25 protein-coding genes are annotated in these 25,893 nt (G+C 67.0%); 21 read left to right on the top strand and 4 right to left on the bottom strand.

The annotated features are described in order from the left end of the window. Positions 1-47 precede the first annotated feature (47 nt). Positions 48-1,829 (bottom strand): aspartate--tRNA ligase, encoded by a 1,782-nt coding sequence (gene aspS / locus P0Y60_05470; protein WEK62204.1) that lies wholly within the window; start codon positions 1,827-1,829, stop codon positions 48-50. A 129-nt stretch (positions 1,830-1,958) separates the two neighbouring features. On the opposite strand from aspS, the gene P0Y60_05475 reads away from it, so the two are divergent. Further along, positions 1,959-2,333: a DUF5684 domain-containing protein gene (locus P0Y60_05475; protein WEK62205.1), complete on the top strand. Its 375-nt coding sequence runs from the start codon at positions 1,959-1,961 to the stop codon at positions 2,331-2,333. Position 2,334: 1 nt separating this feature from the next. Further along, the gene (locus P0Y60_05480) at positions 2,335-2,964 is read left to right on the top strand and encodes a histidine phosphatase family protein (GenBank protein WEK62206.1); all 630 of its coding nucleotides are present in this window, start codon (positions 2,335-2,337) and stop codon (positions 2,962-2,964) included. Positions 2,965-2,987: 23 nt separating this feature from the next. On the opposite strand, the gene P0Y60_05485 is transcribed toward P0Y60_05480, so the two are convergent. Next, entirely contained in the window at positions 2,988-3,893 is a 906-nt protein-coding gene (locus tag P0Y60_05485) for an NAD(P)/FAD-dependent oxidoreductase (GenBank protein WEK62207.1), read from the bottom strand. 72 nt (positions 3,894-3,965) lie between these two features. Between P0Y60_05485 and P0Y60_05490 the strand changes: the two genes are divergently transcribed. Together P0Y60_05490 and P0Y60_05495 are read left to right on the top strand one after the other, a co-directional pair. Then, the gene (locus P0Y60_05490; GenBank protein ID WEK62208.1) at positions 3,966-4,379 is read left to right on the top strand and encodes a MerR family transcriptional regulator; all 414 of its coding nucleotides are present in this window, start codon (positions 3,966-3,968) and stop codon (positions 4,377-4,379) included. Positions 4,380-5,039: 660 nt separating this feature from the next. After that, positions 5,040-5,687: a TetR/AcrR family transcriptional regulator gene (locus tag P0Y60_05495; protein ID WEK62209.1), complete on the top strand. Its 648-nt coding sequence runs from the start codon at positions 5,040-5,042 to the stop codon at positions 5,685-5,687. Between the two features lie 64 nt (positions 5,688-5,751). On the opposite strand, the gene P0Y60_05500 is transcribed toward P0Y60_05495, so the two are convergent. Beyond that, positions 5,752-6,888 carry a LacI family DNA-binding transcriptional regulator gene (locus tag P0Y60_05500; protein WEK62210.1) on the bottom strand — a complete coding sequence of 379 codons (1,137 nt, stop codon included), beginning with the start codon at positions 6,886-6,888 and terminating at the stop codon, positions 5,752-5,754. 101 nt (positions 6,889-6,989) lie between these two features. On the opposite strand from P0Y60_05500, the gene P0Y60_05505 reads away from it, so the two are divergent. The 10 genes from P0Y60_05505 (at position 6,990) to P0Y60_05550 (ending at position 17,329) form a co-directional block, all read left to right on the top strand. Then, entirely contained in the window at positions 6,990-8,348 is a 1,359-nt protein-coding gene (locus tag P0Y60_05505; protein ID WEK62211.1) for an extracellular solute-binding protein, read from the top strand. A gap of 75 nt (positions 8,349-8,423) precedes the next feature. Further along, positions 8,424-9,338, top strand: coding sequence for a sugar ABC transporter permease (locus P0Y60_05510; protein ID WEK62212.1), 915 nt, complete (start codon positions 8,424-8,426; stop codon positions 9,336-9,338). Beyond that, positions 9,335-10,159, top strand: coding sequence for a carbohydrate ABC transporter permease (locus tag P0Y60_05515; GenBank protein WEK62213.1), 825 nt, complete (start codon positions 9,335-9,337; stop codon positions 10,157-10,159). The genes P0Y60_05510 and P0Y60_05515 overlap by 4 nt, the downstream gene beginning before the upstream one ends. A gap of 57 nt (positions 10,160-10,216) precedes the next feature. Next, entirely contained in the window at positions 10,217-11,191 is a 975-nt protein-coding gene (locus P0Y60_05520) for a family 43 glycosylhydrolase (GenBank protein ID WEK62214.1), read from the top strand. Next, positions 11,188-12,366, top strand: coding sequence for a serine hydrolase (locus P0Y60_05525; GenBank protein ID WEK62215.1), 1,179 nt, complete (start codon positions 11,188-11,190; stop codon positions 12,364-12,366). Before P0Y60_05520 ends, P0Y60_05525 begins: the two co-directional genes overlap by 4 nt. Positions 12,367-12,411: 45 nt before the next feature. Beyond that, a complete protein-coding gene (locus P0Y60_05530; GenBank protein ID WEK62216.1) occupies positions 12,412-13,062 on the top strand; it encodes a TlpA disulfide reductase family protein in 651 nt (216 codons plus the stop codon). A gap of 16 nt (positions 13,063-13,078) precedes the next feature. Further along, positions 13,079-13,837, top strand: coding sequence for a cytochrome c biogenesis protein CcdA (locus P0Y60_05535; protein WEK62217.1), 759 nt, complete (start codon positions 13,079-13,081; stop codon positions 13,835-13,837). A 19-nt stretch (positions 13,838-13,856) separates the two neighbouring features. Continuing rightward, the gene (locus tag P0Y60_05540; protein ID WEK62218.1) at positions 13,857-15,620 is read left to right on the top strand and encodes a cytochrome c biogenesis protein ResB; all 1,764 of its coding nucleotides are present in this window, start codon (positions 13,857-13,859) and stop codon (positions 15,618-15,620) included. A gap of 4 nt (positions 15,621-15,624) precedes the next feature. Then, positions 15,625-16,608: a c-type cytochrome biogenesis protein CcsB gene (gene ccsB / locus P0Y60_05545; GenBank protein ID WEK62219.1), complete on the top strand. Its 984-nt coding sequence runs from the start codon at positions 15,625-15,627 to the stop codon at positions 16,606-16,608. A gap of 85 nt (positions 16,609-16,693) precedes the next feature. Continuing rightward, positions 16,694-17,329 carry a response regulator transcription factor gene (locus P0Y60_05550; protein ID WEK62220.1) on the top strand — a complete coding sequence of 212 codons (636 nt, stop codon included), beginning with the start codon at positions 16,694-16,696 and terminating at the stop codon, positions 17,327-17,329. Positions 17,330-17,400: 71 nt separating this feature from the next. Here P0Y60_05550 and P0Y60_05555 read toward each other — a convergent pair whose 3' ends face one another. Then, positions 17,401-18,969 carry an SLC13 family permease gene (locus P0Y60_05555; GenBank protein ID WEK62221.1) on the bottom strand — a complete coding sequence of 523 codons (1,569 nt, stop codon included), beginning with the start codon at positions 18,967-18,969 and terminating at the stop codon, positions 17,401-17,403. Positions 18,970-19,056: 87 nt separating this feature from the next. Here P0Y60_05555 and P0Y60_05560 point away from each other — a divergent pair, with 87 nt between their 5' ends. The 7 genes from P0Y60_05560 to P0Y60_05590 all read left to right on the top strand — a co-directional run bounded on the left by P0Y60_05560 (position 19,057) and on the right by P0Y60_05590 (position 25,767). After that, positions 19,057-20,718 (top strand): AbgT family transporter, encoded by a 1,662-nt coding sequence (locus P0Y60_05560; GenBank protein WEK62222.1) that lies wholly within the window; start codon positions 19,057-19,059, stop codon positions 20,716-20,718. 68 nt (positions 20,719-20,786) lie between these two features. Beyond that, positions 20,787-22,310, top strand: a complete 1,524-nt coding sequence (locus P0Y60_05565) for a leucyl aminopeptidase (protein ID WEK62223.1) — start codon at positions 20,787-20,789, stop codon at positions 22,308-22,310. A gap of 25 nt (positions 22,311-22,335) precedes the next feature. Next, positions 22,336-22,752, top strand: a complete 417-nt coding sequence (locus P0Y60_05570; GenBank protein ID WEK62224.1) for a hypothetical protein — start codon at positions 22,336-22,338, stop codon at positions 22,750-22,752. Then, positions 22,749-23,018: an SHOCT domain-containing protein gene (locus P0Y60_05575; GenBank protein WEK62225.1), complete on the top strand. Its 270-nt coding sequence runs from the start codon at positions 22,749-22,751 to the stop codon at positions 23,016-23,018. The genes P0Y60_05570 and P0Y60_05575 overlap by 4 nt, the downstream gene beginning before the upstream one ends. A 68-nt stretch (positions 23,019-23,086) precedes the next feature. Then, entirely contained in the window at positions 23,087-23,491 is a 405-nt protein-coding gene (locus tag P0Y60_05580; GenBank protein WEK62226.1) for a PLDc N-terminal domain-containing protein, read from the top strand. Positions 23,492-23,516: 25 nt separating this feature from the next. Then, entirely contained in the window at positions 23,517-24,083 is a 567-nt protein-coding gene (locus tag P0Y60_05585; protein WEK62227.1) for a hypothetical protein, read from the top strand. A 7-nt stretch (positions 24,084-24,090) separates the two neighbouring features. Next, positions 24,091-25,767, top strand: coding sequence for an alpha/beta-hydrolase family protein (locus tag P0Y60_05590; protein ID WEK62228.1), 1,677 nt, complete (start codon positions 24,091-24,093; stop codon positions 25,765-25,767). Positions 25,768-25,893: the final 126 nt, after the last annotated feature.

Genomic DNA, 25,893 nt, shown 5'->3' on the forward strand with positions numbered 1-25,893 from the left:
CCCCGGCCATGCGGCAGGGGGTCTCTTCGGCAGAGTGACGGCGTGGCTCAGGCCTCGTCGTCCTCGGGCTCGAAGTCGACACCGGCCTCGGCGCGCTGCGCGTCGGTGATCGGTGCCGGGGCGGAGGTCAGCGGGTCGAAGCCGTTGCCCGACTTCGGGAACGCGATGACCTCGCGGATCGAGTCGGTCTTGGTGAGGTGCTGCAGCACGCGGTCCATGCCGAGCGCGATTCCACCGTGCGGCGGGGCGCCGAACTTGAAGGCGTCGAGCAGGAAGCCGAACTGCTCGTCGGCCTGCTCGTCGCTGATGCCCATGACTTCGAACACGCGCTTCTGCACGTCTTCGCGGTGGATGCGGATGGACCCGCCGCCGAGCTCGGAGCCGTTGCACACGATGTCGTACGCGTAGGCGAGAGCCGAACCGGGGTCGGTGTCGAACGTGTCCTGGAACTCGGGCTTGGGCCCCGTGAACGCGTGGTGGACGGCGGTCCATGCGCCGGCGCCGACCGCGACGTCGCCGGAGGCCACGGCATCCGCGGCGGGCTCGAACATCGGCGCGTCGACCACCCAGGTGAACGCGAACTCATCGGGGTTGAGGTAGCCGAGGCGGCGACCGATCTCGACGCGTGCGGCGCCGAGGAGGGCGCGGCTCTCCTTCGTGGCGCCCGCGGCGAAGAACACGCAGTCACCCGCTTCTGCGCCGACGAGTGCGGCGAGTCCGGCCTGCTCGGCCTCGGACAGGTTCTTGGCTGCGGGGCCGCCGAGCGAGCCGTCTTCGTTGAAGAGCACGTAGGCGAGGCCACGCGCACCGCGCTGCTTGGCCCAGTCCTGCCAGGCGTCGAGCTGCTTGCGGGGCTGGCTCGCGCCGCCGGGCATGCGCACGGCGCCGACGTATTCGGCCTGGAACACCCGGAACGGCGTCTCGGCGAAGTACGAGGTCGCCTCGACGAGCTCGAGGCCGAAGCGCAGGTCGGGCTTGTCGGAGCCGTACTTGGCCATCGCCTCGGCGTAGGTCATGCGCGGCAGCGGGGTCGCGACCTCGACGCCGATCGTGGCCCACATCGCCCGGATGAGCGACTCCATCAGCGTGATGACGTCTTCCTGGTCGACGAAGCTCATCTCGATGTCGAGCTGCGTGAACTCCGGCTGACGGTCGGCGCGGAAGTCCTCGTCGCGGTAGCAGCGTGCGATCTGGAAGTACTTCTCCACGCCGCCGACCATGAGCAGCTGCTTGAACAGCTGCGGCGACTGGGGGAGGGCGTACCAGCTACCCGGGCTCAGGCGTGCGGGAACCAGGAAGTCGCGGGCGCCTTCCGGCGTCGAACGCGTGAGCGTCGGAGTCTCGACCTCGGTGAAGTCCTCGGCGTGCAGCACGTCGCGGATCGCCTTGTAGACGTTCGAGCGCAGGCGCAGAGCGGAGGCCTGCGCGGGACGGCGCAGGTCGAGGTAGCGGTACTTGAGGCGCGCCTCTTCTCCCACGGTCTCGGTCTCGGCGAGAGCCGTGGACACCTGGAAGGGGAGGGGAGCGGACTCGTTCAGCACCTCGACATCGGCGGCGATGAGCTCGATCTCGCCGGTCGGCAGGTTCGGGTTCGCGTTGCCGTCCGGACGCTTCGAGACCTCGCCCGTGACCTTCAGCACGAACTCGTTGCGCAAGGGGTGGGCGATCTCCTCGTCGCGGATGACGACCTGGGCGATGCCCGACGCATCGCGCAGATCGATGAATGCCACTCCTCCGTGGTCACGACGCCGATCGACCCACCCCGTGAGGGTGACGGTCTGACCGATGTGCGAGGCATCCAGTGAGCCTGCCGAGTGGGTGCGAAGCACGGAGAATTCCTTCTGATCTGCGAAAGGGTGAACCCGCCCATTCTACGCGGGCGGGCGCTGCCTTCCCGGCGCGGGACGGATCGTCAGTATGATCACCACGACACAGCCATCACACAGAAAGGGTGCACCGTGGACTCCAACGGCATCGCCGATCTCTATGCATCGATCTTCTCCGGCACGACCGGTCTGATCACGCTCGCCTTCTACGTCCTGGTCGTGATCGGCCTGTGGAAGGTGTTCACGAAGGCGGGCTACCCCGGCATCCTCGCGATCATCCCGATCGTGAACATCGTCATCCTCGTGCGCATCGCCGGGATGTCAGGATGGTTGGCTCTGCTCTACATCATCCCGATCGTCGGCTTCGTGTTCGGCATCATCGTGGCGATCCGGCTCGGTGAGCGCTTCGGCAAGGGCGGGCTGTTCTCGTTCTTCCTGCTCTTCGTCTTCCCCTACATCGGCTATCTGATCCTCGGGTTCGGGGACTCCCGCTACAGCAAGGCGTGACGTGCCGGCGACGCGCTTGCACCTCGTCCGCCACGGCGAGGTGCACAATCCCGCCCGTGTGCTCTACGGGCGGCTGCCCGATTATCACCTGAGCACGGCGGGGCGTCGCATGGCGCAGGCGGCCGCCGATCATGTGGCCCTGCTGGATCGGCCGGTCGCCGCCCTGTACTCGTCGCCGTTGGAGCGAGCGCAGGAGTCCGCGGAACCCTTCGCCGCACGCTTCGACCTGGTGCCCGAGATCGACATCCGCATCATCGAGCCGACGAACGTGTTCGAGGGCACGCAGATGCGACGTTCGCTGATGAATCCGCTCAACTGGTGGCATCTGCGCCAGCCGTCGCTGCCGAGCTGGGGTGAGCCGTACTCGTCGATCGCGGAGCGGATGCTGAGCGCCATGGGCGAGGCCTGGCATGCGGCCGACGGCGGCGATGTCGTGATGGTCTCGCACCAGGCGCCGATCTGGATCACGCATCTCCGGGTCGCCGGACTACCGCTGCGGCACGACCCGCGCACGCGCCGGTGCGCACTCTCGAGCGTGACCTCGTTCGAGCTGGTCGGCGACGTCTGGCGCGAGGTCGACTACGCCGAGCCCGCCACGACAGACGGTGCCGTCGACGTCGGAGCCGTCTGACGCGCACCCGGCACGGAGCGGGGTCAGTGCTCTGAGGCGAGCAGTGACTGGATGATGCCGACCGCGGCGAGCTGGCCCGCTGTCGCCGCCATCATCACGGCCGCCATGGGGCCGGGGAGCGCCGCGCGATGGGCGAGGTCGCCGGCCGCGTACACGCCGGCACGCGACGTGCGCCCGAAGTCGTCGATCTCGACGGCCCCGGATTCCAGCATCCCGAGCCCGAGCCGGGCCGCGAACGGAGCGCGCTGGCGCATCGCGCCGGCGGCGATGAAGATGCCTGCCACCGCGAGCTCAGCCGCATCGGTGCGCACCACCGCTCCCGTCTCGGATGCCGACACCGAGGTGACGACCGACGTGCTCACGCGCGCGCCCCGGGCTTCGAGTGCCGTGACTTCGTCGCCGGTGAACGGCACACCCGCCGGGACGACGGTGATCTCGCTGACGATCCGTCCGAGCAGGCCGATCAGATGCTGTGCGCGTGCCGCCTCGCCGATCACCGCGATCGGCAGACCGGCGTGCTCGTGGCCGTCGCAGAACGGACACGCGAAGGCACGCACACCCCACAGCGCCGAGAGGCCATCCACCTCCGGCAGGTCGTCGACGACACCGGTCGCCAGGATGATGTTCCGAGCCGCCGCCGAAGATCCGTCGGCGAGCGTCACGAGGAAGTCGCCCTCGACCCCGGAGATCCCCTCGACGCGACCGTCACGGATCTCCACATCGTCGTAGGCGGCGAGCTGGTCGCGGGCCGTCGCGCGGAACTCCGCCGGAGGCGTGCCGTCGTTCGCGATCACGTTGTGCATGTGCAGCACCGTGCCGTTGCGGTATTCGCCCGAGTCGACGAGCAGCGTCGCACGATGCATCCGCCCGAGGGTGAGTGCGGCCTGGAGGCCGGCGGGCCCGGCGCCGATCACGATCGCGTCATACATGGGAGGGATCCTTCCGCTCTTCGGTCTTGCGTCTCGCTTGCGTTCCCGGACAGTCTGTGACTTCATGTCAACATGAAGTCAAATGATCGGCATCCGTGGTCCGTCGGCGACGTCGCCGCCCGCTTCGATCTGCCGACCAATGTGCTGCGGCACTGGGAGACCGTCGGCCTGCTCCGACCGGCGCGGGACTCCGCCGGCCGTCGTCGGTACGGGGAGGACGAGGTGGTGCGCATCGCCGTGATCCAACGCAGCAAGGCCGCTGGCATGAGTTTGGATCAGATCGCCGTGCTGCTCGACGATGAGAGCGCCGGTCGGCACCAGGTGCTGCAGGAGCATCTGGACGACCTCGATCGCCGGATGGAGGAGATGCGGCGCTCGCGGGAGATGACCGAACATGCGATGCGCTGCCGGTCCCATGACATCGCCACCTGCCCAAGGTTCCGCGAGGGGGTCGCCGACATCATGACGCGCTTCGAACGTCGCTAGCGACGTCCCCGACCGGCTGATCAGAGGGGCACAGGTAGTGCACCGTGCGGTGCTCTCAAGGCCCGCTCGAGCCGACCAAGCGTCAGGGGTGGTGAATGCGATCCGATTCGTCGGATGGGGGCCGGCGAATCGGATCGCGCCGAAGTTATCTCAGGATGGACTCCGGCGGGCGCAGCTCCGATTCGGGTCTGGGGGACCCTACGTGGGGGTTACATTCTGAGCTGGCTGGCTTCGGGGCTGACGACGCGGTGAGAGTGGTCCACCGGTGGCGATCTCGTCCGCACGATCCAAGAGGCGCGACGCGAACGTTCTCATCTTTTCGGGGTCGAGACCCTCGGCGCCGGGGAGTTCGGCTGGCAAGTCGCACGCGACGAGCAACATCTCTGCAGCCTCGCGTAGCGTCTCCGCTCTCCGATATCGCTCGCTCCGATTCGTGGCAGTAACTGGCGGCCGCTGGTCCGCCACGGCGGGGGGATCCTCGTTCGACGCTCCGCTCAGAGAGTCGTTGTGCACGCGGGCTGATTCATGGCATCCTCATTTCGACATACGTTCGTCTGTCGAAATGAATCTATCAGCGATGCATCGGTCTTCCAACTCTGCGGCAGTCTCGTGGTGCAACACGAAATCACGGATTGCGGACCTAGCGGGTACCGTTCATAGGTGGGTTCCCGATCTGAGCAGAAGGCGGCAACGCGAGAGAGCATCCTCCTCGCCGCCGCACGGCAGTTCGCCCAGCATGGCTACGCGGGAACCTCAATCGCGGGGATCGCCGCGGTGATGGACAAGCCGAAGTCCGCGCTGAGCTACAGCCAGTTCCGCTCGAAGCTCGATATCGCCAATGCGATTGTGGAACGCCAACTCGAGGTGTGGAAGTTGCTCATCGAGTGCGTCGAGCGCATCGAAGCCGGTCTGCCACGCTTCCTCTCTCTCATCGCCAGCGCAGCGGCGGATGTACGAACGAGCCCGTTCGGCCCGGCGGCAGTCCGCCTCATCCTCGAAAGCCACGGCCAGGGCCTCTTCGACCTGCCTTACACCGGACAAAGTTGGTTCGACTATGCAAGCACGCAGGTCAGCGAAGCCGTCGCCCTCGGGCAATTGCCCCAGAGTGCCGATCCGCGCGAGGTCGGCGACCTCATCTTGAGCGCCAGCTTCGGGATCTACGAAGCCAACAAGAACGGATTCCACCTCGTCGATCCCGACCGTGCACTCCGAACGCTCTGGGCAGGGCTGCTCAGAGAATTCGGACTCGTCGACGCGGGGGCCATTTTCAGCGCAGTGCGCGTGGTCACCCTCGATCCCGGCGACTGACCGATCTCTGGATTCGCTGTTCCCGAGCGCGAAAGGCCGGCTGGGCGCTCGTGCGCCTGGCTACTCAGGTCGCTCGCGGGGCGGCGATCGACGCTCGTTCGATGACTGGCATCGGCAGGAGCGTCTCGCCTGCTCGCTCGCCCGACAAGAGCAATTCGACAGCTGTCCGCCCCATCGCCTCATGCGGGAGAGCGAGGGTCGTGAGTCCTGGCCTCAGATAGGCTGCCACCTCGTCGTTGTCGAACGAGACGATCGAGATGTCATCAGGGACCGACAATCCCAATTCGGCAATGGCCTGGTATGCGCCGAAAGCGAGGCGGTCGTTCATGCACAGCAGAGCTTTCACGTCGTCTCGACGCTCGAGGAGTGCCTTCGTCGCTGCGTAGCCGGGCTCGGGCTCCCACAGCCAAATCGACTCTTCCGCAACGAACTCTAGATTCCGTTCTGCCATCTCCGATCTGACGCCGCGAACGCGCCGTGCGACGGTGGCAGATCGAAAAGCATCCTTCTCGACCGTGTCGCTCTGGCCGATGAGGGCGATTCCGGCGCGATGCCCCTGCTCTGCCAGGAGACGGACGGCCATGCGACCTCCCGTCTCTTCGTCTGGGAGTACAGACACATGATGGTGCGCGTTCGTCGCATTGAGCATGACGACCGGGGTGCCGGCGGGGACCGAAGGCACGAAGAGTTCGCGGGCGCGCATCGTCGCGAAGACGATTCCATCCACCTGTCGGTCGAGCACCGCAGCGATGGCCTCCGTCTCTCGCTTCGGCTCCCCACCGGTCTCGAGCACGAGCACGACATGCCCAGCCGCTTCGGCGGCCTCCAGGGCCCCCTTGATCAGACCACTCGCGAATCGCGTGGTGGCGACCACGTCTGAGATGAACCCGATCGTGTGCGTCTTGTCGGTGCGGAGGCCTCGCGCCGCGACGTTCGGGCGGTAGCCGAGCTCCTCCGCGGCTGCGATCACTCGGTCATGGGCGGCCTGCGACAGTCGAGTGTCCGGACGACCGTTCAGAATCATCGAGGCCGCGGCGGAGGACAGCCCCGCTCGTTTGGCGACGTCGGCCAGAGTGACGCGTTTGCTGGACATTTCACCTTCCTTGAGGACTTCCGAAGCGTACCGGTCGAGGTCGCAGGAGACACACTTGACTTTCCGCGGAACGGTTGCAATAGTGAGTCTGCTTAATCCATTCAGCAAGGAGCTCCTCCCTCGCCGATGTACCCGATCTGCGGCGATCAGGAGGAGTCGTCAGTCCGGAAAGCATCCTGCACAATCACTTTGGACAAAGGAGTCATCAGATGGCACATTCGCGATCCCGCACGCGATTCGCGGGCGGATACCTCGGGGCCACCGCGCTCGCAGTCACGACGGTGCTCGCACTGGCCGGTTGCGCGCCAGGCAGCAACAACACACCCAAGCCAACCAGTGATGTCCAGGTCAGCACCGAACTCACGACCGAAGACGTCACCCTCACGATCGCCGACGAGACGGGCTTCCCGCTCACGGACGAGCTGGCTGCGGAGTTCACCAAGCAGCACCCCAACGTGAAGTTCAACGTCACGCGCGACACGTTCGCGAACCTCACCGCCAACGCTCCGAAGCTGCTCGCCAGCGACACCCCGCCGGACCTGATCCGTCTCCCCACGATCGGCGACACCGTGCGGGACGGTCTTCTGGCGAACCTCGATCCCTACTTCGACGCTTACGGGTGGGACAAATGGTCGGAGTCGCAGCTCGCTCCGCTCCGGGTGAGCGAGGACGGCGTGCGTGGTTCCGGCTCGTTGTACCAACTCGGTCTCGGGTACAGCGTCACGGGCATCTACATGAATGTCGAGCTTGCAAAGCAGGCAGGCATCGACGCACCCCCCGCCACGCTCGCCGAGCTGGAGGAAGACCTCGCTGCCGCAAAGGCTGCGGGAATCCTCCCGATCATGGCGGGAGACAAGGACGGCGTCGTCAACTTCGTCGTACAGGCAGCGATGAACCAGTATGCGGACAAGCAGGACTTCTCGGACTGGATCTACAACGTCCCCGGCGCTACCTACGACACGCCTGGCAACCTCAAGGGCGCGGAGCTCATCCGTAAGTGGGCAGATGCGGGCTACTTCCCGAGCGACATCAACGCCATCGACTACGCCTCTTTCGTGACCCGCTTCCAGGACGGTGAGGCGCTGTTCACGTTCAACGGGAACTGGGCAGCCACCGACACCGAGGCGAAGATGGGAGACAACGTCGAGTACTTCCTCGTGCCACCGGCCGAGAAGGGCGGCACGCACGTCGCGATGGGAGCGGCGAACTCCTTCTCCGTCGCTGCCGGGTCGAAGCACCTCAACGAGATCGTCTACTTCCTCAACTGGATCCACACCGATCCGACTGCTCGCCAGATCGTGCTGGATGTGACCGCAGCATCCCCTGGTGGGGATCCCGAGCAGGAGCAGCCGAAGGCTCCTGAAGGGTCGCTGATCGCGGACTCGCTCGCGATGTCCGCTCAGATCGCTGCCGAGGACGGACAGATCGACTTCATGGCGAACGCGACCGCCGGCATCTACGCAGGTTCGATCATTCCTGAATCGCAGCAGCTGGTCACCAGCAAGATCACCGGAGAAGAGTTCGTCACGCGCGTTCAGGCCTTCTATGAGCAGGAACTCGCGAACTGACAATGGACGACCGTAATCCGACCACGATTGCTGCGCGACCTCAGTTCGTGCTCGCGACGATGAGGACCTTCACGCATGACTGATTCGATTACACCTCGTCGGGCCGGCGCACGCGCGTCGGCCCGACGAGGAGCCATCACCGGATGGCTCTTTATCGCGCCGGCGCTTCTCGCGTACGTCGGCTTCGTGATCTATCCACTGATCACAGGAGTGCAGTACTCGTTCTACCGCTGGAACGGCGTCGGTCCGTCCGAGTGGGTGGGCCTGGCCAACTACTTCCGCGTCTTCACAGATGAGACGCTGCTCGGATCGATCCTGAACGCCTTCGTGCTCATCGCGTACTTCACGGTTATCCCCGTCGCTGCCGGCCTGATGCTCGCCACGCTCATCCGGTCGATGAAGCCGGGCTTCTTCTCCAGCCTCTCGCAGACGATCCTCTTCCTCCCGCAGATCATCCCGCTCGCCGCTGCGGGTATCGCCTGGTCGTGGATGTACGCGCAGACGGGTGCCGTGAATCAATTGCTGAACGCGGTCGGCCTCGGGTCTCTCGCCCGCCCGTGGCTCGGTGACTTCCAGACGGCGCTCCCCGCTGTCGGCCTGATCGGCTCATGGGTGCTGACGGGACTCTGCACGGTCCTCTTCCTCACCGGTATCGGCAAGATCGACCAATCGCTGTACGAAGCTGTGCGCCTGGACGGTGCGAGCTGGTGGCGCGAGTTCTTCACCATCACCGTCCCTGGTCTGCGACAGGAGATCGCGGTTCTCACGACGCTCACCGTCATCGCCGCGCTCAGCAGCTTCGACATCATCTACACCACGACCCTCGGAGGACCAGGCCGCTCGACGCTGGTTCCCGGTATCTCCATCTATCGAATCGGATTCACCCAGAGCGACGTCGGGCTCGCATCGGCGTTCGGCATCGTCCTCATGGTGCTCGTGCTCGCATGCGTCCTCCCCATCCAGCGTCTGGCGAGAGTGAGAGACCGTTGATCGTCAACAAATCGGAAGTCATCATCGGGCGGATCGTTCTGATCGTCGTCCTCCTGCTGACGGTCATCCCGATCGTCAACATGCTGTCCGCGGCCCTGCAACCGGCAGACAGAAATCCCACCGGCCTCGCATGGCCGACCGATCCTCAGTGGGGCAATTTCGTCACAGCCTTCGAAACCGGCCACGTGTTCCAGCTGATGGGCTCAAGCCTGTTCATCGTGGTGTTCGTCGTGCCCATCTGCCTTCTGTTCGCCACTCTTGCCGGCTATGCCCTGGGCAACCTGCGGATGAAGGGTGGGCGCTTCCTGTTCATATTCCTTCTTCTCGGGCTGACGATCCCTTTCGAAGCACTGATCATTCCGCTCTACTACCAGATCCAGAGCATGGGCCTGCTGAACACTCAGTGGGCGATCATCCTCCCGCTGATCGGGCTCTATATGCCGTTCAGCGTGATCTGGATGCGGGCACATTTTGTGAGCGTGCCGCAAGAGCTTTCAGAGGCCGCTCGAGTGGACGGCGCCACAACGATCCAGGAGTTCCGTCGGATCCAGCTTCCCCTCGCGCGTCCTGCGTTGTCTGCGCTGGCCATTCTGCTGTTCCTCTGGACGTGGAACCAGTTCCTCCTGCCCGTCGTGCTCGTATCCGACCCCCTCAACAGAACGGTCGCCGGCGCGCTCACGTTCTTCCAAGGCCAATACTCCAGCAGCCTCCCGCTGCTCAACGCCGGCGCATTGATCATCATCGTTCCGACGATCCTCGTGTTCGTGATCTTCCAGCGCCAGTTCATCAAGGCCTTGCTGCAAGGCGCGGTCAAGGGCTGATCGCCAGCTGCCCCGCGCCTGCTCGGCGCCCGCCATCTCTAGACAACGGAAGTACGGATGACGTTCACTCTCACCACACATTGGGTGTGGGATTTCTGGCTCGCTGACGACGGCGAGAGGTTCCACATGTACTACCTGCACGCGCCGAAGTCTCTCGGTGATCAGAACCTCAGGCACCGCAACGCGACAATCGGCCACGCGACATCGATCGACTTGAAGACGTGGGCGAATCATGGCGAGGTGCTGCGCCCCGGCGATGAGGACGGATTCGACGGCAGCGCGACCTGGACGGGCAGCATCGTCCGCGACGCGACCGGGTTATGGCGCATGTACTACACGGGCTCTCGCTTCCTGTCCCATGACTCGCACGCCAACGTCGAGACCATCGGGCTCGCCACCTCCTCCGACCTGCACAACTGGACGAAAGCCGACCACTCGGTGAGCACCGCAGCACCGCGATGGTACGAAACGCTCGGGAGCTCCACCTGGCCGGAGGAAGCCTGGCGTGATCCGTGGGTGTACGCCGACCCATCCGGCAGCGGGTGGCACATGCTCATCACAGCCAGATCCAACGCCGGGGATGAACGCGATCGCGGCGTGATCGGACATGCGATCTCGGCGGACCTCGACGTGTGGGAAGCCGTTCCCGCTTTGTCCACCCCTGGATCTGGGTTCACGCACTTGGAGGTTCCCCAGGTCGCGGAGATCGATGGACGATTCGCGCTCCTGTTCTCGTGTGACACCACTCACCTGGCAGGCGAGCGTGCTGGCCAAGTCGGTGGCATCTGGGCAGTCGAGACGGACTCGCCGACCGGCCCGTTCAATGTCGCGGACGCTGCGCTTCTCGCCTCCGATGCGTTGTACAGCGGACGCCTCATCCAGGATCGAGAAGGGAGCTGGCAGATGCTCGCCTTCGAGAACAGCACCGATGATGGCGGTTTCGTCGGCATCCTCTCCGATCCGGTACCGATCCGGTGGTCCGGTTCACACGGCCCACTCGAACTTCTCTTGCCCAGTGAGGAACGCGCATGAAACTTCAGACTCACGGAACAGTCGCACCTGGCTTCGAGCGGATCCGCGATGAGTTCGAGGCGGGCTTCGCAGAGAAGCCCGACATGGGGGCGGCGCTCTCGATCCTTCACCACGGTCAACCGGTCGTCGATCTCTGGGGTGGCATCGCTGACGAGCGGTCCCGCGCGGCGTGGTCAGGGGAGACCATCAGCGTGATCTTCTCCTGCACCAAGGGGCTCGTCTCCATCCTGGCTGCCCGCCTCGTCCAGGAGGGCCTCCTCGACTACGAGGCCCCGGTGGTGACGTACTGGCCGGAGTTCGCGGCGGCGGGGAAAGAAGATGTGCGGGTCAAGCACCTGCTGTCCCATCGCTCCGGCCTCTCCGCGCCGCGCTCGCCCCTGACGGTGGAACAGATCGTCGATTGGGACGAGGTCGTTCGTCAGCTGGAAGCCCAGGCGCCTCTGTGGGAGCCGGACAGTGGTTACGCGTATCACGCGATCACCCACGGGTGGCTCATCGGTGAGGTCATCAGACGAGTCTCCGGTCGAAGCGTCGGCCAGTACTTCGCTGACGTCGTCACCACTCCACTTGGCGTCGATGCGTGGATCGGGCTCCCTGCGAAGGAGGGCCCGCGTGTGGCGCACATGCAGGTCGGATCGACGCTCGCGGAGCTCACTGCTCAGCAGGCCGCGGCCCGAAACCACGACGAGATCGACTGGAGCCGCCGAGCGATGACTCTCGGCGGAGCCCTCGCCCCCGAACTCATCGGACCCGGGGAATCAGATGGCTTCAACAGTTCCGACATTCACCAGGCAGAGATTCCTGGCGCTGGTGGCATCGCATCGGCGCGGGCGCTTGCGGCGATCTGGTCAGCGACCATCACCTCCGTCGGCGGCGTGCGTCTCCTCGACGATGAGACCATCGCCACAGCGACGGTCCCGCAGTCGGAGGGATCGCCTGTGTGGAGTATCCCCGGACCGTGGCCACGCTGGGGAATGGGCTTCCAGTTGGACTCAGAGGCTCGTCGATACACGACCGCGCACGGGTTCGGCCATGACGGCGCAGGTGGACAAGTGGCGTTCGCTGACCCCGCCGCAGGAGTGGGATTCGCGTACCTGACAAACCAGATGGAGGCGATCGACGACCTTCGCGGCACGCGCGTCGTAGACGCCCTTCGCGCAGCCCTCGGCCTCTGACCGTGTCCGGCCCACGCATAGGAACCCTTGCGTAAACTGGGAATCGTGCCACTCGCCTCGACGGTTCTTCCGCCCCGCAGCGGCCGCTCCTCCCGCACCGTGCGTTCGCGCCGTGTGATCGGAGCCGCGCTCGCCGCCGTTTTGGCGATCGGTCTGAGCGCCTGTGCTCCCGATCCGGTGAGCGAATCGTTCCTGAGCGGCGACAACACCGGCTACGTGGCCGCGAAGGGCGCGATCAAGGAGATCCCCGTCGCCGACCGCGGAGAACCCGTCACCTTCGCCGGCGTCACCGAAGACGGCGAGGCCTTCGACAGTGCCGACCTCGCCGGTCAGGTCACGGTCGTCAACTTCTGGTACGCCGGCTGCGCCCCGTGTCGCGTGGAGGCGGGCGACCTCGAGAGCGTCTGGCAGGACTTCAGCGAGCAGGACGTCGCTTTCGTGGGCATCAACACCCGCGATCAGGCGGACACCGCCAAAGCCTTCTCCGACGAGTTCAAGGTCACGTACCCCAGCCTGATCGACGTCGACACGGCCGAGGCCAAGCTCGCGTTCGCCGAGGTCATCCCGGTCGCCGCGACGCCGACCACGCTCGTGCTCGACAAGCAGGGCCGCGTCGCCGCGCGCATCATCGGCCCGATCGACGGCACCTCGATCCTCTCCACGCTCGTCAAGGACGCGCTCGCGGAGACCCCGTGACTGCGGCGGGGATGCCGTGAACGCCGACGCGATCATCGGCTCCGGCGCCCTTTGGCTCGCCGTCCCGGTCGCGATGCTGGCGGGGCTCGTCTCCTTCCTCTCACCGTGCGTGCTGCCACTCGTGCCCGGCTACCTCGGATTCCTCGGGGGCGCGGTCGCACCCCGAACGTCGAACGCCGGTGAGGCGACCACCGCAGGGCGCGGTCGCCTGGTCCTCGGCGTGCTGCTGTTCATCCTCGGGTTCAGCGTGGTGTTCGTCGCATTCACGATCCTCGGTGGCACGGCCGGTGTCTTCTTCCTGCGCTGGGGCGAGCTGATCACCCGCATCCTGGGCGTCGTGGTCATCCTGATGGGACTCGTGTTCCTCGGACTCTTCGGTTTCGCGCAGCGCGAGTTCCGCTTCCACGTCGACTCGAAGTACGGGGTGATCGGCGCGCCCCTGCTCGGTCTCGCCCTCGGCATCGGCTGGGCGCCGTGCATGGGGCCGACCCTGGCGGCGATCGTCGCCCTGTCGTTCAACGCCGGCGACCCCGTGCGCGCGGGTTTCCTCGGACTCGCCTACTCTCTCGGACTCGGCATCCCGTTCCTGCTCGTGGCGTTGGGCTTCGGGTGGGCGACGAAGACGGTCGGGTTCCTCCGCCGCCACATCCGCATCGTGAACATCGTCGGTGGTGCGCTGCTGATCGCGCTGGGCGTGCTGATGGTCACCGGGCTGTGGACCGACATCATGTCGCGATTGACGGCGGTGATCAGCAGTGTCCCGCTCCCCCTCTGATGAGAAGAACGCAGAAAAGATGACGAAGGCCGACACCCGCACGAAGAAGAGCGAATCGAGCGATCCGCTCCGCCCCTCGGACCACGTCGACGGTGACGACTCCATCGCGCAGCCGAGGCTCGGTCTCGTCGGATGGCTGCGGTGGGGCTGGCGTCAGCTCACCTCGATGCGCACCGCGCTCGTGCTGCTGCTCGTGCTGGCGATCGCGGCGATTCCCGGCTCGATCTTCCCGCAGCGCATGGCCGACCCCAACGGTGTGACGCAGTGGCAGCGCGACAACCCCGACATCTTCCCGATCCTCGACGGCCTCAAGCTGTTCGACGTCTATCTGTCGCCGTGGTTCTCCGCGATCTACCTGCTGCTCTTCGCGTCGCTCGTCGGATGCGTCATCCCGCGCATCAAGCACCACGCCAAGGCTCTCCAGGCCCGGCCGCCGCGCACGCCGGCGCGGCTGCAGCGGCTCGAGGACTTCCGTGCCGTGCAGCGCGCCGCCGGCGACCCCGAGGCCGCGGCTGCGTCGTCGGTGGAGATCGCGACCGCGCAGCTCAAGGCGCTCGGGTATCGCGTCGAGCGCTACGACCGCGGACGCACGTTCTCGGTGTCGGCGGAGCGCGGGTATTGGCGCGAGACCGGCAACCTGCTCTTCCACCTCGCGCTCGTGGGTGTGCTGATCACGGTCGGTATCGGCGGCGGCTTCTCGTACACGGGGCAGCGCGTGCTGGTCGAGGGCGAGACCTTCGCGAACACCCTCGTCGACTACGACTCGATGAACCGTGGTCGATTCGTCGGAGATGACGCCCTCGCGCCGTACTCGATGCGCCTCGACACCTTCGACGTGAGCTACCAGCCCTTCGGCGAGCCCGGCTCCGGCCAGGCGGGAGACTTCTCGGCCAACGTCACGGTGAAGGAGAACGGCGAGGAACGCACCGGATCGGTGAAGGTCAATGAGCCCCTCGGCGTGGCCGACGACAACGTCTTCCTGCTCGGGAACGGCTACGCGCCCACCATCACGGTGCGCAACGCCGACGGCGATGTGGTGTTCACGAACAGCGTGCCGTTCCTGCCCCAGGACACGCAGATGACGTCGCTCGGCGTGATCAAGATCACGGACGGCCTGCCGGAGCAGCTGGGTCTGCTCGGCTTCCTCTACCCGACGACCGGCGTGCTCGACACCGGGGCGTTCTTCTCCGGATACGGCGCCCTGACCAATCCCACGCTGACGCTCGATGTCTACTCGGGAGACCTCGGCATCAACGACGGCACCCCGCGGTCGGTCTACGTGCTCGACACCACCGACCTCACCAAGCTCACGGGCCGCACGACCGACGTCAAGTCGATCGAGCTCGCCCCCGGCGAGACCGCCGACCTGCCGAACGGCATGGGAACGGTCACGTTCGAAGACGAATCGCCCGCCGGCGCGACCGATGCGTCGCAGTCGGTCAAGCGTTTCGCGTCGCTGCAGATCCACCGTGATGACTCCGGCCCCTGGGTGCTCGGTTTCGCACTCCTCGCCCTGGGCGGGCTCATGCTCGCCCTGTTCATCCCGCGCCGTCGCGTCTGGGTCAAGGCCACGGCGGGAACCGACGCCATCGCCCTGGAATACGCGGGTCTCGCGCGCGGCGAAGACCCGACGATCGCCGCCGCCCTCGACGACCTCGTCGCCGGGCACGCGCGGCTCCTCGACCAGGACGGCGGCTCGACCGCCCTCCCCGAGGCCGGCGCATCGACCGACGAAGCCGCCGAGAAGCCCGCCCCGGCATCCGACACCCCGAAAGTAGACTGAACCCATGCTCGACCTCACCGTGATCTCGCCGATCCTGCTGTGGACGGCGATCGCGATCTACGCCGCCGCCTTCGTGGCCTACGCTTTCGACCTCGCGCGTCGCTCGCAGCTGAGCGCCGACTCGCAGATGGTCACCGAATCGGCACTCGTCGGCGCCGGCGTCGGTGCGCGGGGAAACAGCGCGGTGCGGGCGACCGCCGGTGGCACCGATGCCCCGCCACAGCGCTTCGTCATGGCACGCATCGGCACCTCGCTGACTGTGCTCGGATTCCTGTTCCACTTCGGTGCGACCCTCACCCGCGGCATCTCCGCGGGTCGCGTGCCCTGGGCCAACCTGTACGAGTTCGCGATGATCGGCACGCTGCTCATCATCGCCGTGTACCTGGTCGTGCTGCTGCGCGTCGATCTGCGCTTCCTCGGTACCTTCATCACCGGCCTCATCGTCGTGCTGCTCGGCCTCGCGGCCACGAACTTCTACATCGATGTGACCCCGCTCATGGATCCGCTCAAGAGCGTGTGGCTGGTCATCCACGTGTTCGTCGCCTCTCTGGGCACCGCGTTCTTCGCGCTCTCGTTCGCGCTGTCGGTCATCCAGCTGATGCAGTCGCGCCGCGAGCGCCTCGTCTCCGACGGTGCAGAGAAGACAGGCCCCGGATTCCTGCGGACCTTCCCGGGCTCCGAGCGTCTCGAGAGCATGGCGTACCGCTTCACGATCATCGGGTTCATCCTGTGGACGTTCACCCTGATCGCCGGGTCGATCTGGGCGTACTACGCCTGGAGCCGCTTCTGGGGCTTCGACGTGAAGGAGACCTGGACCTTCGTGATCTGGGTGCTGTACGCCGGCTACATCCACGCCAGGGCGACGCGCGGATGGCGCGGCAACCCCTCGGCATGGCTCGCCATCGTCGGGTTCTCGGCCGTGCTGTTCAACTTCACCATCGTCAACGTGTTCTTCAAGGGACTGCACGCGTACTCCGGCCTCAGCTGAGCGCCTCGCGTCGCGGTCTCATCACGTGCATACAGCGATATGCTCATCGCGTGGGGAGCTCTGCGCGAAAGGTGAGGAGTGTTCTGTGACCATTGACGTCGGAATCATCGAAGACCATCCGGCCATGCTGCTCGGCACCGTGGCGATGCTCCATCGGAGCGATGACATCCGCGTCGTCGCGCATGGAACAACCGCCGCAGCCGTCGCCCGATATCCCGGGCACCTCGACGTGGTGCTGCTCGATCTGTCGCTCGCCGACGGCTCCACGCCCACCGAGAACATCGCGGCGTTGACGCCCTTCGGTGCGCCGATCATCGCCTACACCTCGGGGGAGCGCCCTCACCTGATCCGAGAAGCGGCGCGCGCCGGAGCGTCGGGGATGATCCGCAAGTCGGAACGGATCGATCAGATTCCCGAATCGGTGCGCCGCGCCGCACGGGGCGAGGTCGTCGCGAGCGCCGACTGGGCCGCGGCCCTCGAGTCGGACCGCGAGTTCGTCTCGGCGCAGTTGAGCCCACGCGAGTCCGAGGTTCTCTCGCTCTACGCTTCGGGCGAGACGGCCAAGCAGGTCGCCCAGCTGCTGTACCTGTCACCCGAGACGATCATCGACCACGTGCGTCGCATCCGCGCCAAGTACGCGGCGGTGGATCGTGCGGCGCCGACGAAGGTCGACCTGTTCCGCCGCGCGGTCGAAGACGGGCTCGTCGCGCCCGAACGCTGAGCCCGAACGCTGAGCCCGAACGCTGAGCCCTGCCGCCGAGCGCCGGACACCGATCTCCCCGACACCGATCGTCAGCCGGTGAACGGCCAGATCAGCGGCACGTAGAACACGGCGACCAGGAAGAACAGCAGCATGAGCGGCAGGCCGAGCCGGGCGTAGTCGCCGAACCGATAGCCGCCGGGCTCCATCACGAGCAGGTTGGCCGGGGTCGCCACCGGCGTGAGGAACGCTGCGGCGCCGGCGATCGTGAGCGCCATCAGGAACGGCAGCACCGAGGAGTCCATCGCGCTCGCCAGCGCGACCGCCACGGGGGCGACGATCAGCACGGTGGCCGTATTGCTGATCAGCTGGCCGAGCACGAGCGTGATCAGCACGATCACCGCGATCGCCGCGTGCGGGCCGGTATCGCCCAGCAGATCGCGCAGCGTGTCGGCGATCAGCGCCGCCGCCCCCGTCTGCTGGAAGGCGGTCGAGAGCGGGATCATGCCGGCCACGAGGATGACGGTGGTCCACGAGATCGAGCGGTACGCGCGGGCGATCGGTACGACACCGGTGAGGATCAGGGCACCCGCCGCCAGGAGGCCGGCGATGGCCGCCGGAACGATCCCGGTCGCCAGCAGCACGATCATGGCGACGACGATCACACCGGTGCGCTTCGCACCGGCGCCGAGCGGGACCGAGCGCCGGAGTGTGAGCGGCGCATCGACGACCAGCACCTCCTCGCGCAGAGCCGTGTGTCGGTGCAGATCGTCCCAGGGGCCGTCGAGCAGCAGCGCATCGCCCGCGCGGAGGGTACCGCCGGCGTCATCCAGCGTCTCACTGCCCCGGCGCACGCCGAGCACGACGAGGTCGCCGCTGGGCGTGCACATGCCGGGGAAGACATGCAGTCCGATGAGGGAGGACCGCGGCGGCACGACGACCTCGGCGACGCCTCGTGACGCAGACATCAGCGTGCGGTCGGGGGCGATCTCGTAGTCCGCGCGCAGCGTCACGGCCAGCTGCTCGAGATCGATCGGTGCCGACGCGGCCGCACGCGACGGAAGCAGGCGCGCGCCGAAGAGCAGGATGATCGCGAGCGTGCCGACGACGAGGGGGAGCCCGGCGAGCGCGAACTCGAAGAAGCCGAAGGGGCGTCCGCCGTTGTCGGCCGAGATCTCGGACACGATGATGTTCACGGGAGTTCCGGTGAGGGCGAGCATCGACCCGGCGTGGGCGGAGAACGCCAGGGGCATGAGCATCTGCGAGGGCGCGATCCCCGCCCGAGCGGCCACGACGACCACGAGCGGCAGCAAGGCGGCGACGGCGCCGTTCACGCTGATCACAGCGGTCAAGACGGCAGTGAGCAGGCCGATCGTGAGGAGCAGACGCCCACGGTGCGTGCCCGTGCGCGTGACGACCTCCTGGCCGGCCCACGCGACGATCCCCGTCGACTCGAGGGCTTCGCTCACCACGAACAGGGCGGCGATGAACAGCACGGTGGGGTCCCCGAAGCCGGCGAGAGCGCTGTGCAGGTCGAGCACGCCGAAGAGGTACAGCGCGACCGATACGCCGACGGCCACCACACCCAGGGGAATGCGATTGGACACGAAGGCGATGACCGCGCACAGCAGAATGACGAGAGTCGTCGCGATGGGGTCCATAGGCCTGACCATAAAGGGCAGTGCGCGACGCGGCATCCCCCAATACTGGGGGGGTGCTGTTCGCGTGTCTCACGCCAGGATGGGGATATGCCTGCAGAGAAGGAACTGAGCGCCTCGAGCGCCGACAACAAGGGGTTCCTGAACTGGATCGAGAAGGTCGGCAACAAGGTGCCCGACCCGACGATCATGTTCGTCTACCTGATCGGAATCATCGCGGTGCTGTCCGCGATCCTGTCGTGGGTGGGGGTGTCGGTGACCGATGACGTGGTCACCCCGGTACCGCGCGACGAGTTCTCCCAGATCAACGAGCACCTCGGCGGCACGTGGAGCATCTACGACTCCGTCACCGGGCAGCCCGCAGAGGTGCCCGACTACATCGTCGAGGAGCGCACCTTCGAGGTGCGCAACCTGCTCTCGGTCGACGGGGTGCGGTTCTTCTTCACGTCGTTCGTCGACAACTTCGCGGGCTTCGGCGTCGTCGCCGTGGTGCTCATCGCGATGGCCGGCGTCGGCGTCGCCGAGCACGCGGGGCTCATGGGTGCGCTCATCCGTCGCGTGGTGAAGGTGGCGCCGCGGCGCTGGTTGGCGTTCATCCTGATCTTCGTCGGCGTGCTCTCGTCGGTCGCCACGGATGCCGGGTATCTGATCCTCGTTCCGCTCGCCGCGGCCGCGTTCCTGACCGTCGGTCGAAATCCGCTCGCGGGGCTCGCAGCCGCGTTCGCGGGCGTCGGGGCGGCCTTCGGGGCGAATCTGCTGATCACACCGAGCGACAGCATGCTCACCGAGATCACGAACGAGGTGTTGACCTCGGCGGGCATGGAACCGATCGAGGTGACGCAGAACTTCTACTTCGGCATCGTGTCGTCGATCATGCTCGCGGTCGTGGCCTTGCTCGTCACCGTCTTCATCACCGAGAAGCGCCTGGGCACCTACGATCGCCGTGAGATGACGATCGTCGAGGAGGCGGAGTCGATCGACCATGATGCCGAAGCCCGCGGATTGAAGTTCTCCTTCTGGGCGTTGCTCGGTTTCGTGGCGCTGATCGCTCTGCTCACGGCCCCTCCCGGCGCCCCGCTGCGCGACCCGGAGACGGGAGCGATCATCGGCACGACGCCGTTCATGGCGAGCCTGGTGTTCATCATCTCGCTGGCCTTCCTCGTGTGCGGCATCGCCTACGGGGCCGGGGCGCGCACGCTGCGGGGCGGTTCGGCGGCGGTCGCCGCGATCGCCAAGACCTTCGCCAGCCTGGGCGGCCTGCTGGTGATGTTCCTGATGATCGCCCAGTTCATCGCCCTGTTCAACTGGACGAACCTGCCCACCGTCGCGGCGGTCTCGGCGGCGGAGCTGCTCCAGCAGGCGAACGTTCCGGCGATCGTGCTGCTGCTCGCGTTCATCCTGGTGATCGTGATCCTCGACTTCATCCTCCCGGGACTCGTGCCCAAGTGGGTGATCTTCGCGCCGGTCTTCATCCCGATCTTCGCCTCGCTCGATGTCGCGCCGCAGACCCTGCTGGCCGCCTATCGCGTGGGTGATTCGCCGGTGAACGTGCTCACCCCGCTGATGGTCTACCTGCCGTTCATGGTGACGGTCGCCCAGCGGTACAAGAAGGATGCCGGTATCGGCACGATCATCGCCCTGATGATCCCCTACGCCATGTGGATGCTGATCTCGTGGGTCGCGCTCTACGTGGTCTGGTTCCTGCTCGGCATCCCGTGGGGTCCCGGCTCCCCGGTCGACATGGTCGGCTGATCCTCCCGCGTCCGCGCTGTTCCCGCAGCCGGACTCCTCGACACCTCCCGCACCGAAGGAACAGAACCGTGGACCGCAGACCGAACAAGATCATCCCCGCCGATCTGGCGACCGTGCCGGGGCTCGACGCCCTCGACGCCACGCGCATCGAGGTGGCGGTGATCCCCGCCGATGTGCAGGCACTCGGGATCGGCGTCTACGCCGACGGTGACGTGCCCGGCGACGTCGGCTTCGATCGCGCCGCCCTCGAGAGCGCCGGCTTCACGGCGAAGCCCGGCAGCATCCTGACCGTGCCTCGGGCGGGGAAGCCCGACCTCGTCGTCGTGGGTCTGGGGGTGCGTGCCGATCTCACCGCTCATGTGCTGCGCGATGCTGCCGCGGCGTTCGTGCGGGGTGCGGCGCGCGCCGAGCGTCTGGGCCTGCGCATCGCCGAGCTCGGCGATGCGGAGACTGCGCTCGATGTGGAGGCGGCCACGCGAGCGCTCGCCGAGGGCGCATTGCTCGCCCGCTACCGCTACGTGGTGCTCAAGGGCACGACGACGCACGTCGCGTTGTCCTCCCTCGTCCTCGATCTGCCCGGTTATGGCGAGGTGCAGGCTGCGATCGATGTGGCCTACGTCGGGGCCCGCGCGGCAGTGGTCGCCCGAGATCTCGCCAACACGCCCCCGGGGCATCTCACCGCCGTCAACATGGGCGAGATCGCCGAACAGCTGGGGGAGCGCTTCGGATTCGGCGTCGAACTGTTCGACAAGGACGCCCTGATCGCGCTCGGCTGCGGCGGACTGCTCGGCGTCAACCAGGGTTCCACGGAGGAGCCCCGCATGATCAAGCTCACGTACACGCCCGCGGGGGAGCCCAGCGGCCACCTGGGACTGGTGGGCAAGGGCATCATGTACGACTCGGGTGGCATCAGCCTCAAGCCGAGCGATCCGATGCACCTGCTCATGAAGATGGACATGGGGGGTGCGGCCGCCGTGCTCGGTGCGTTCACCGGATTGCGGGACGCCGGAGCGACAGCCGCCGTGACCGGGTGGCTGATGTGCACCGACAACATGCCCTCAGGCACCTCGTACAAGCTCGGCGACGTGCTCACCGCGCGGGGTGGCACGACGATCGAGGTGAAGAACACCGATGCGGAGGGCCGCCTGGTGATGAGCGACGCACTCGTGCTCGCCACGGAGGACGGCGTCGATGCGATCATCGACATCGCCACGCTCACCGGTGCGGCACTCGTCTCGCTCGGATCCGCAACGGCTCCGGTGTTCGGCAACCATCAGGGGACCGTCGACCTGGTGCGCGCCGCGTCGGAGGCGGTCGGCGAGCAGGTCTGGCAGTTGCCGCTCGAGCGGAAGTACCGCCCGCAGCTCGACTCCGAGATCGCCGACATCGCGAACCTCGGGGGACCGTTCGCCGGGGCCACCACCGCGGCACTGTTCCTCGAGCACTTCGTCGGGGAGACGCCCTGGGCGCACCTCGACATCGCCGGAACCATGCAGACCGAGAAGGACGACTCGTGGCGGACGGCGGGTGCGACCGGGTTCGGCGCCCGCATCCTCCTCGACGTCGCGCGCGGGTTCGTCCCGGCATCCTGAGACCCATCACAGAACGAGGAGTGCCATGGCTTCATGGACGTATGTCGGACCGCTCAGTTTCGCGGTGTTCGCTGTGCCCGCCGAGATCGACCTCACCGTCGTGATCAAAGAGCTCGAAGTGCTGCAGCGTGCGCACACGGTGGAGGTGCTCGACATCGAACTGATCGCCCGAACGGATGACGGAGGGGTGCGCCGCGAGGTGTTCGACGATGTCTCCGCGGCCGCGGCCGAGACCGATCTGCTCGACGACGACGATCTCGCTGAGATCGGCCGTGAGCTCGCTGTCGGGGAGCGCGCGCTGGTCGTGGTCTACGAGGACCGCAGTCTCGCCGGGGTCGCAGGACTCGTGGGCGGACTCGGCGGACGCAACGTGTGGTCGGGCGGTATCGACGCCGCCGATCTCGATGAGGAATCCGAGACCGGAAGAGGGGCATCGTCATGAGCCTGTTGAGAACCGCCGCCCGCGCGTCCGTGGCGACGCGCGTCGTGGGCAACGTCCAGCGGCGACAGCAGCAGCAGTGGGCGGCGCAGGATGCGGCGCGAGCCACGCCGCCGGCACCACCGGCCGCGGCAGCACCGGCGGCACCCGCCGCACCGGACATGCAGCAGCTGATCGGTCAGCTCCAGCAGCTCGGACAGCTGCGTGATGCGGGCGTGCTGACCGAGGCCGAGTTCGCGACGCAGAAGCAGCGCCTGCTCGGTGCGTGAAAGATCCGGATGCCGCACCCGCGGCATCCGTCAGAGAAAGCCGCACGCGCGGCAAGGGGAGTAACAGCATGTCCTTCTGGTCAACCATCTTCGACGCCATCTGGTGGTTCCTGACGATCTTCGTCTTCGTCGCCTATCTGATGGCGCTGTTCTCGATCATCAGCGATCTCTTCCGCGACCGTGCGCTCAACGGCTTCGCCAAGGCGGTGTGGTTGCTGTTCCTGGTCTTCCTGCCGTTCGTCACCGCCCTGGTCTACCTGATCGTGCGCGGCAAGGGCATGGGCGAGCGTTCGGCCCGCCAGGCGGCGTCTGCGCAGACGCAGGCCGAAGACTACGTGCGTTCGCTCGCAGGTTCGTCGGCGACGCCGACCGACGAGATCGAGCGCGCCAAGCGTCTGCTCGACGCGGGCACGATCACCGAGGTCGAGTTCGCGTCGCTGAAGCAGGCCGCTCTGGCTCGCGCCGCGGCGTGAACCGACCGGGTGACGGATCGCGCCGATGACGCACGATCCCGACCACGCGGTGCCGGCCGGTGCGGATCCCTTGTCTTCGGGCGAGGGCATCGCGGCGTCCGGTGCCGCACGTTTCAGCACCCTCGCCACCTCGGCGGAGGGGGTCTACGGGCTCGTCATCGTGGCGGGCATGATCGTGGTCAGCCGCAACCTGACGGCGAGTTCCGGTGAGGCGCTGCTGTCGGTGGTGGCGACGCTGCTCGTCTTCTTCGCCGCCCATGTGTACGCGGCCGCGGTGTCGTGGATGGCGGAGCACCCCGAGCGCGACGGCGGCATCGGGGCAGCGATCCGTCATGGGTTCAGCGAATCGGTCGGCCTGCTCGGCCTCGCCGCGGTGCCGGTCGTGATCCTCTTCCTCGGCTTCACCGGACTGCTGCATGACGGCTTCGCCGTCTGGATGGCACTCGGGGTAGACGTCCTGCTTCTCGCGATCGTCGGGTGGGTCATCGCCGGCACCCGGACGCGGCGCATCTGGTCGCGTCTGGGCGGAGCGCTCGTGACGGCATCCTTCGGCGGTATCCTGATCGCTCTCAAGGCCCTCCTCCATCACTGACCGGATCGTGAACATCGAATCATCTGCTGCGGTCGATCCTCCGACCGAGAACGTCCGTCCGTCGCGTCGCTGGTGGCACCTCGACCCCGGCGGTGCGCTGGCCGGTCTGCTCCTGGCCGCACTGTCGGTCACGCCGTCGCTGCTCCCTCGGCCCGCGCTGTTCCAGGGGGCGGTGACCGCGGTCGCCTTCGCCGTCGGCTACGTGCTCGGTGTCGTCGCCTGGCGACTGTTACGCGGTCTGATCCGCGTGCGTCCCGGCCGCGCAGCAATACGACTGCTGTGGGGCGGATACGGCGTGGTCTGGCTCGGTGCGCTCGCGGGGTTGTCGGTGCTCTCGCTCACGTGGCAGAACGAGGTGCGCGCTCTCGTGGAGATGCGACCGCTCGACGGCGGCGACCTCGCCGCGTTCCTGACGGGGTTCATACCGCTCACGATCGTGCTGCTCGCGATCGGCAAGGGAACCAGGCGCCTGTTCCACGCGCTGAGACGACTGGTCGGGATCGCGGTCGCGACGCTCGGCACCGCGACCGTCGTGGCCGCGGGGGCAGCGGGGCTCCTGCTTGCGACGATGATCTCCGTCGACACGATCTACGCCGGAGTGAACGCCGCTCCGGAAGCGGGCGTCGTCGAGCCCGCATCGACGGATCGGTCCGCCGGCCCGGAGTCGGCGATCGAGTGGGACGACCTCGGCAGACACGGGGCGGCTTTCGTCGGAGGCGGCCCGCGCGCGGACGACATCGAGGCACTCACCGGGGCACCGGCGGTCGAGCCGATCCGGGTGTACGCGGGCCTGGCGTCGGCCGACACGATGCAGGAGCGCGCCGAGCTGGTCGTGGAAGAGCTGGAGCGCACCGGCGCGTTCGATCGCGAGGTGCTCGTCGTGGCGACGACCACCGGCTCGGGCTGGCTGGAGTCGCAGACGGTCGACGCGATCGAGTACCTGCACGCCGGTGACACGGCCATCGCCGCACTGCAGTATGCCTACACGCCGAGCTGGGTGTCGTTCGTGTTCGATCCGGATGCGCCGGTCGAGGCGGCCCGCGTGCTCTTCGACGCCGTCGAGGAGCGGTGGCTGCGGATTCCGGAGGGTGAGCGGCCGCAGCTCATCAGCTATGGGCTCAGCCTCGGTGCGCACGGCAGCCAGGCGGTGTTCGACGACCTCGCCGATCTGCGCGCGCGGACCGACGGGTCGATGTTCGTCGGCAGTCCGGCCGGCTCGCGGCTCTGGGGTGCGTTGCAGCACGCGCGCGACCCCGGGAGTCCCGTATGGCGTCCGGTGCTCGACGGCGGCCGCGAGGTGCGGTGGATCTCGCGCGACGGCGATCAGGATCTGCTCGACGGTCCGTGGTCGTCACCGCGGGTGCTGTATCTGCAGCACGCGACGGATCCCGTGACGTGGTTGACGCCCGAGCTGCTGTGGCGCGCGCCGGAGTGGTTGGAGCCGGATCAGCGGGGCGCCGACGTGAGCCCGTCGATGCGCTGGATCCCGGTCGTCACCGCCGTGCAGGTGGGGATCGACATGCTCGGGGGAGAGGCGGTGCCCGCGCGTCACGGTCACAACTTCGGAGACGTCGTCACCACCGGATGGCTCGAGGTGACCGGTTCGCCGCTCGATGAGGCCGCGATCGCGGCGATTCAGGCCGAGATCGAGAGCTACGCGCCTCTCCCACCGTTCCAGGAGTAGCCCGCTCGTCGTCCGCCGCGCGCACGACTTCGGAGCGGAGACACGACATGCCGCCCGCCTCTAGTGGCGGACGGCACGTCGGTGGTGATTCTCCGAAGATGGGCCCGGCGGCCGGGGCGGAGATCC

This window comes from Candidatus Microbacterium colombiense (assembly GCA_029203165.1).
Lineage (GTDB): Bacteria > Actinomycetota > Actinomycetes > Actinomycetales > Microbacteriaceae > Microbacterium > Microbacterium colombiense.

Bases quoted from the DNA above. Each gene is read 5' to 3' on its own strand.
- P0Y60_05485 (WEK62207.1), bottom strand. From the start codon at position 3,893: ATGTATGACGCGATCGTGATCGGCGCCGGGCCCGCCGGCCTCCAGGCC.
- P0Y60_05490 (WEK62208.1), top strand. From the start codon at position 3,966: ATGAAGTCAAATGATCGGCATCCGTGGTCCGTCGGCGACGTCGCCGCC.
- P0Y60_05505 (WEK62211.1), top strand. From the start codon at position 6,990: ATGGCACATTCGCGATCCCGCACGCGATTCGCGGGCGGATACCTCGGG.
- P0Y60_05510 (WEK62212.1), top strand. From the start codon at position 8,424: ATGACTGATTCGATTACACCTCGTCGGGCCGGCGCACGCGCGTCGGCC.
- P0Y60_05520 (WEK62214.1), top strand. From the start codon at position 10,217: ATGACGTTCACTCTCACCACACATTGGGTGTGGGATTTCTGGCTCGCT.
- P0Y60_05525 (WEK62215.1), top strand. From the start codon at position 11,188: ATGAAACTTCAGACTCACGGAACAGTCGCACCTGGCTTCGAGCGGATC.
- P0Y60_05540 (WEK62218.1), top strand. From the start codon at position 13,857: ATGACGAAGGCCGACACCCGCACGAAGAAGAGCGAATCGAGCGATCCG.
- ccsB (WEK62219.1), top strand. From the start codon at position 15,625: ATGCTCGACCTCACCGTGATCTCGCCGATCCTGCTGTGGACGGCGATC.
- P0Y60_05555 (WEK62221.1), bottom strand. From the start codon at position 18,969: ATGGACCCCATCGCGACGACTCTCGTCATTCTGCTGTGCGCGGTCATC.
- P0Y60_05560 (WEK62222.1), top strand. From the start codon at position 19,057: ATGCCTGCAGAGAAGGAACTGAGCGCCTCGAGCGCCGACAACAAGGGG.
- P0Y60_05570 (WEK62224.1), top strand. From the start codon at position 22,336: ATGGCTTCATGGACGTATGTCGGACCGCTCAGTTTCGCGGTGTTCGCT.
- P0Y60_05575 (WEK62225.1), top strand. From the start codon at position 22,749: ATGAGCCTGTTGAGAACCGCCGCCCGCGCGTCCGTGGCGACGCGCGTC.
- P0Y60_05580 (WEK62226.1), top strand. From the start codon at position 23,087: ATGTCCTTCTGGTCAACCATCTTCGACGCCATCTGGTGGTTCCTGACG.
- P0Y60_05585 (WEK62227.1), top strand. From the start codon at position 23,517: ATGACGCACGATCCCGACCACGCGGTGCCGGCCGGTGCGGATCCCTTG.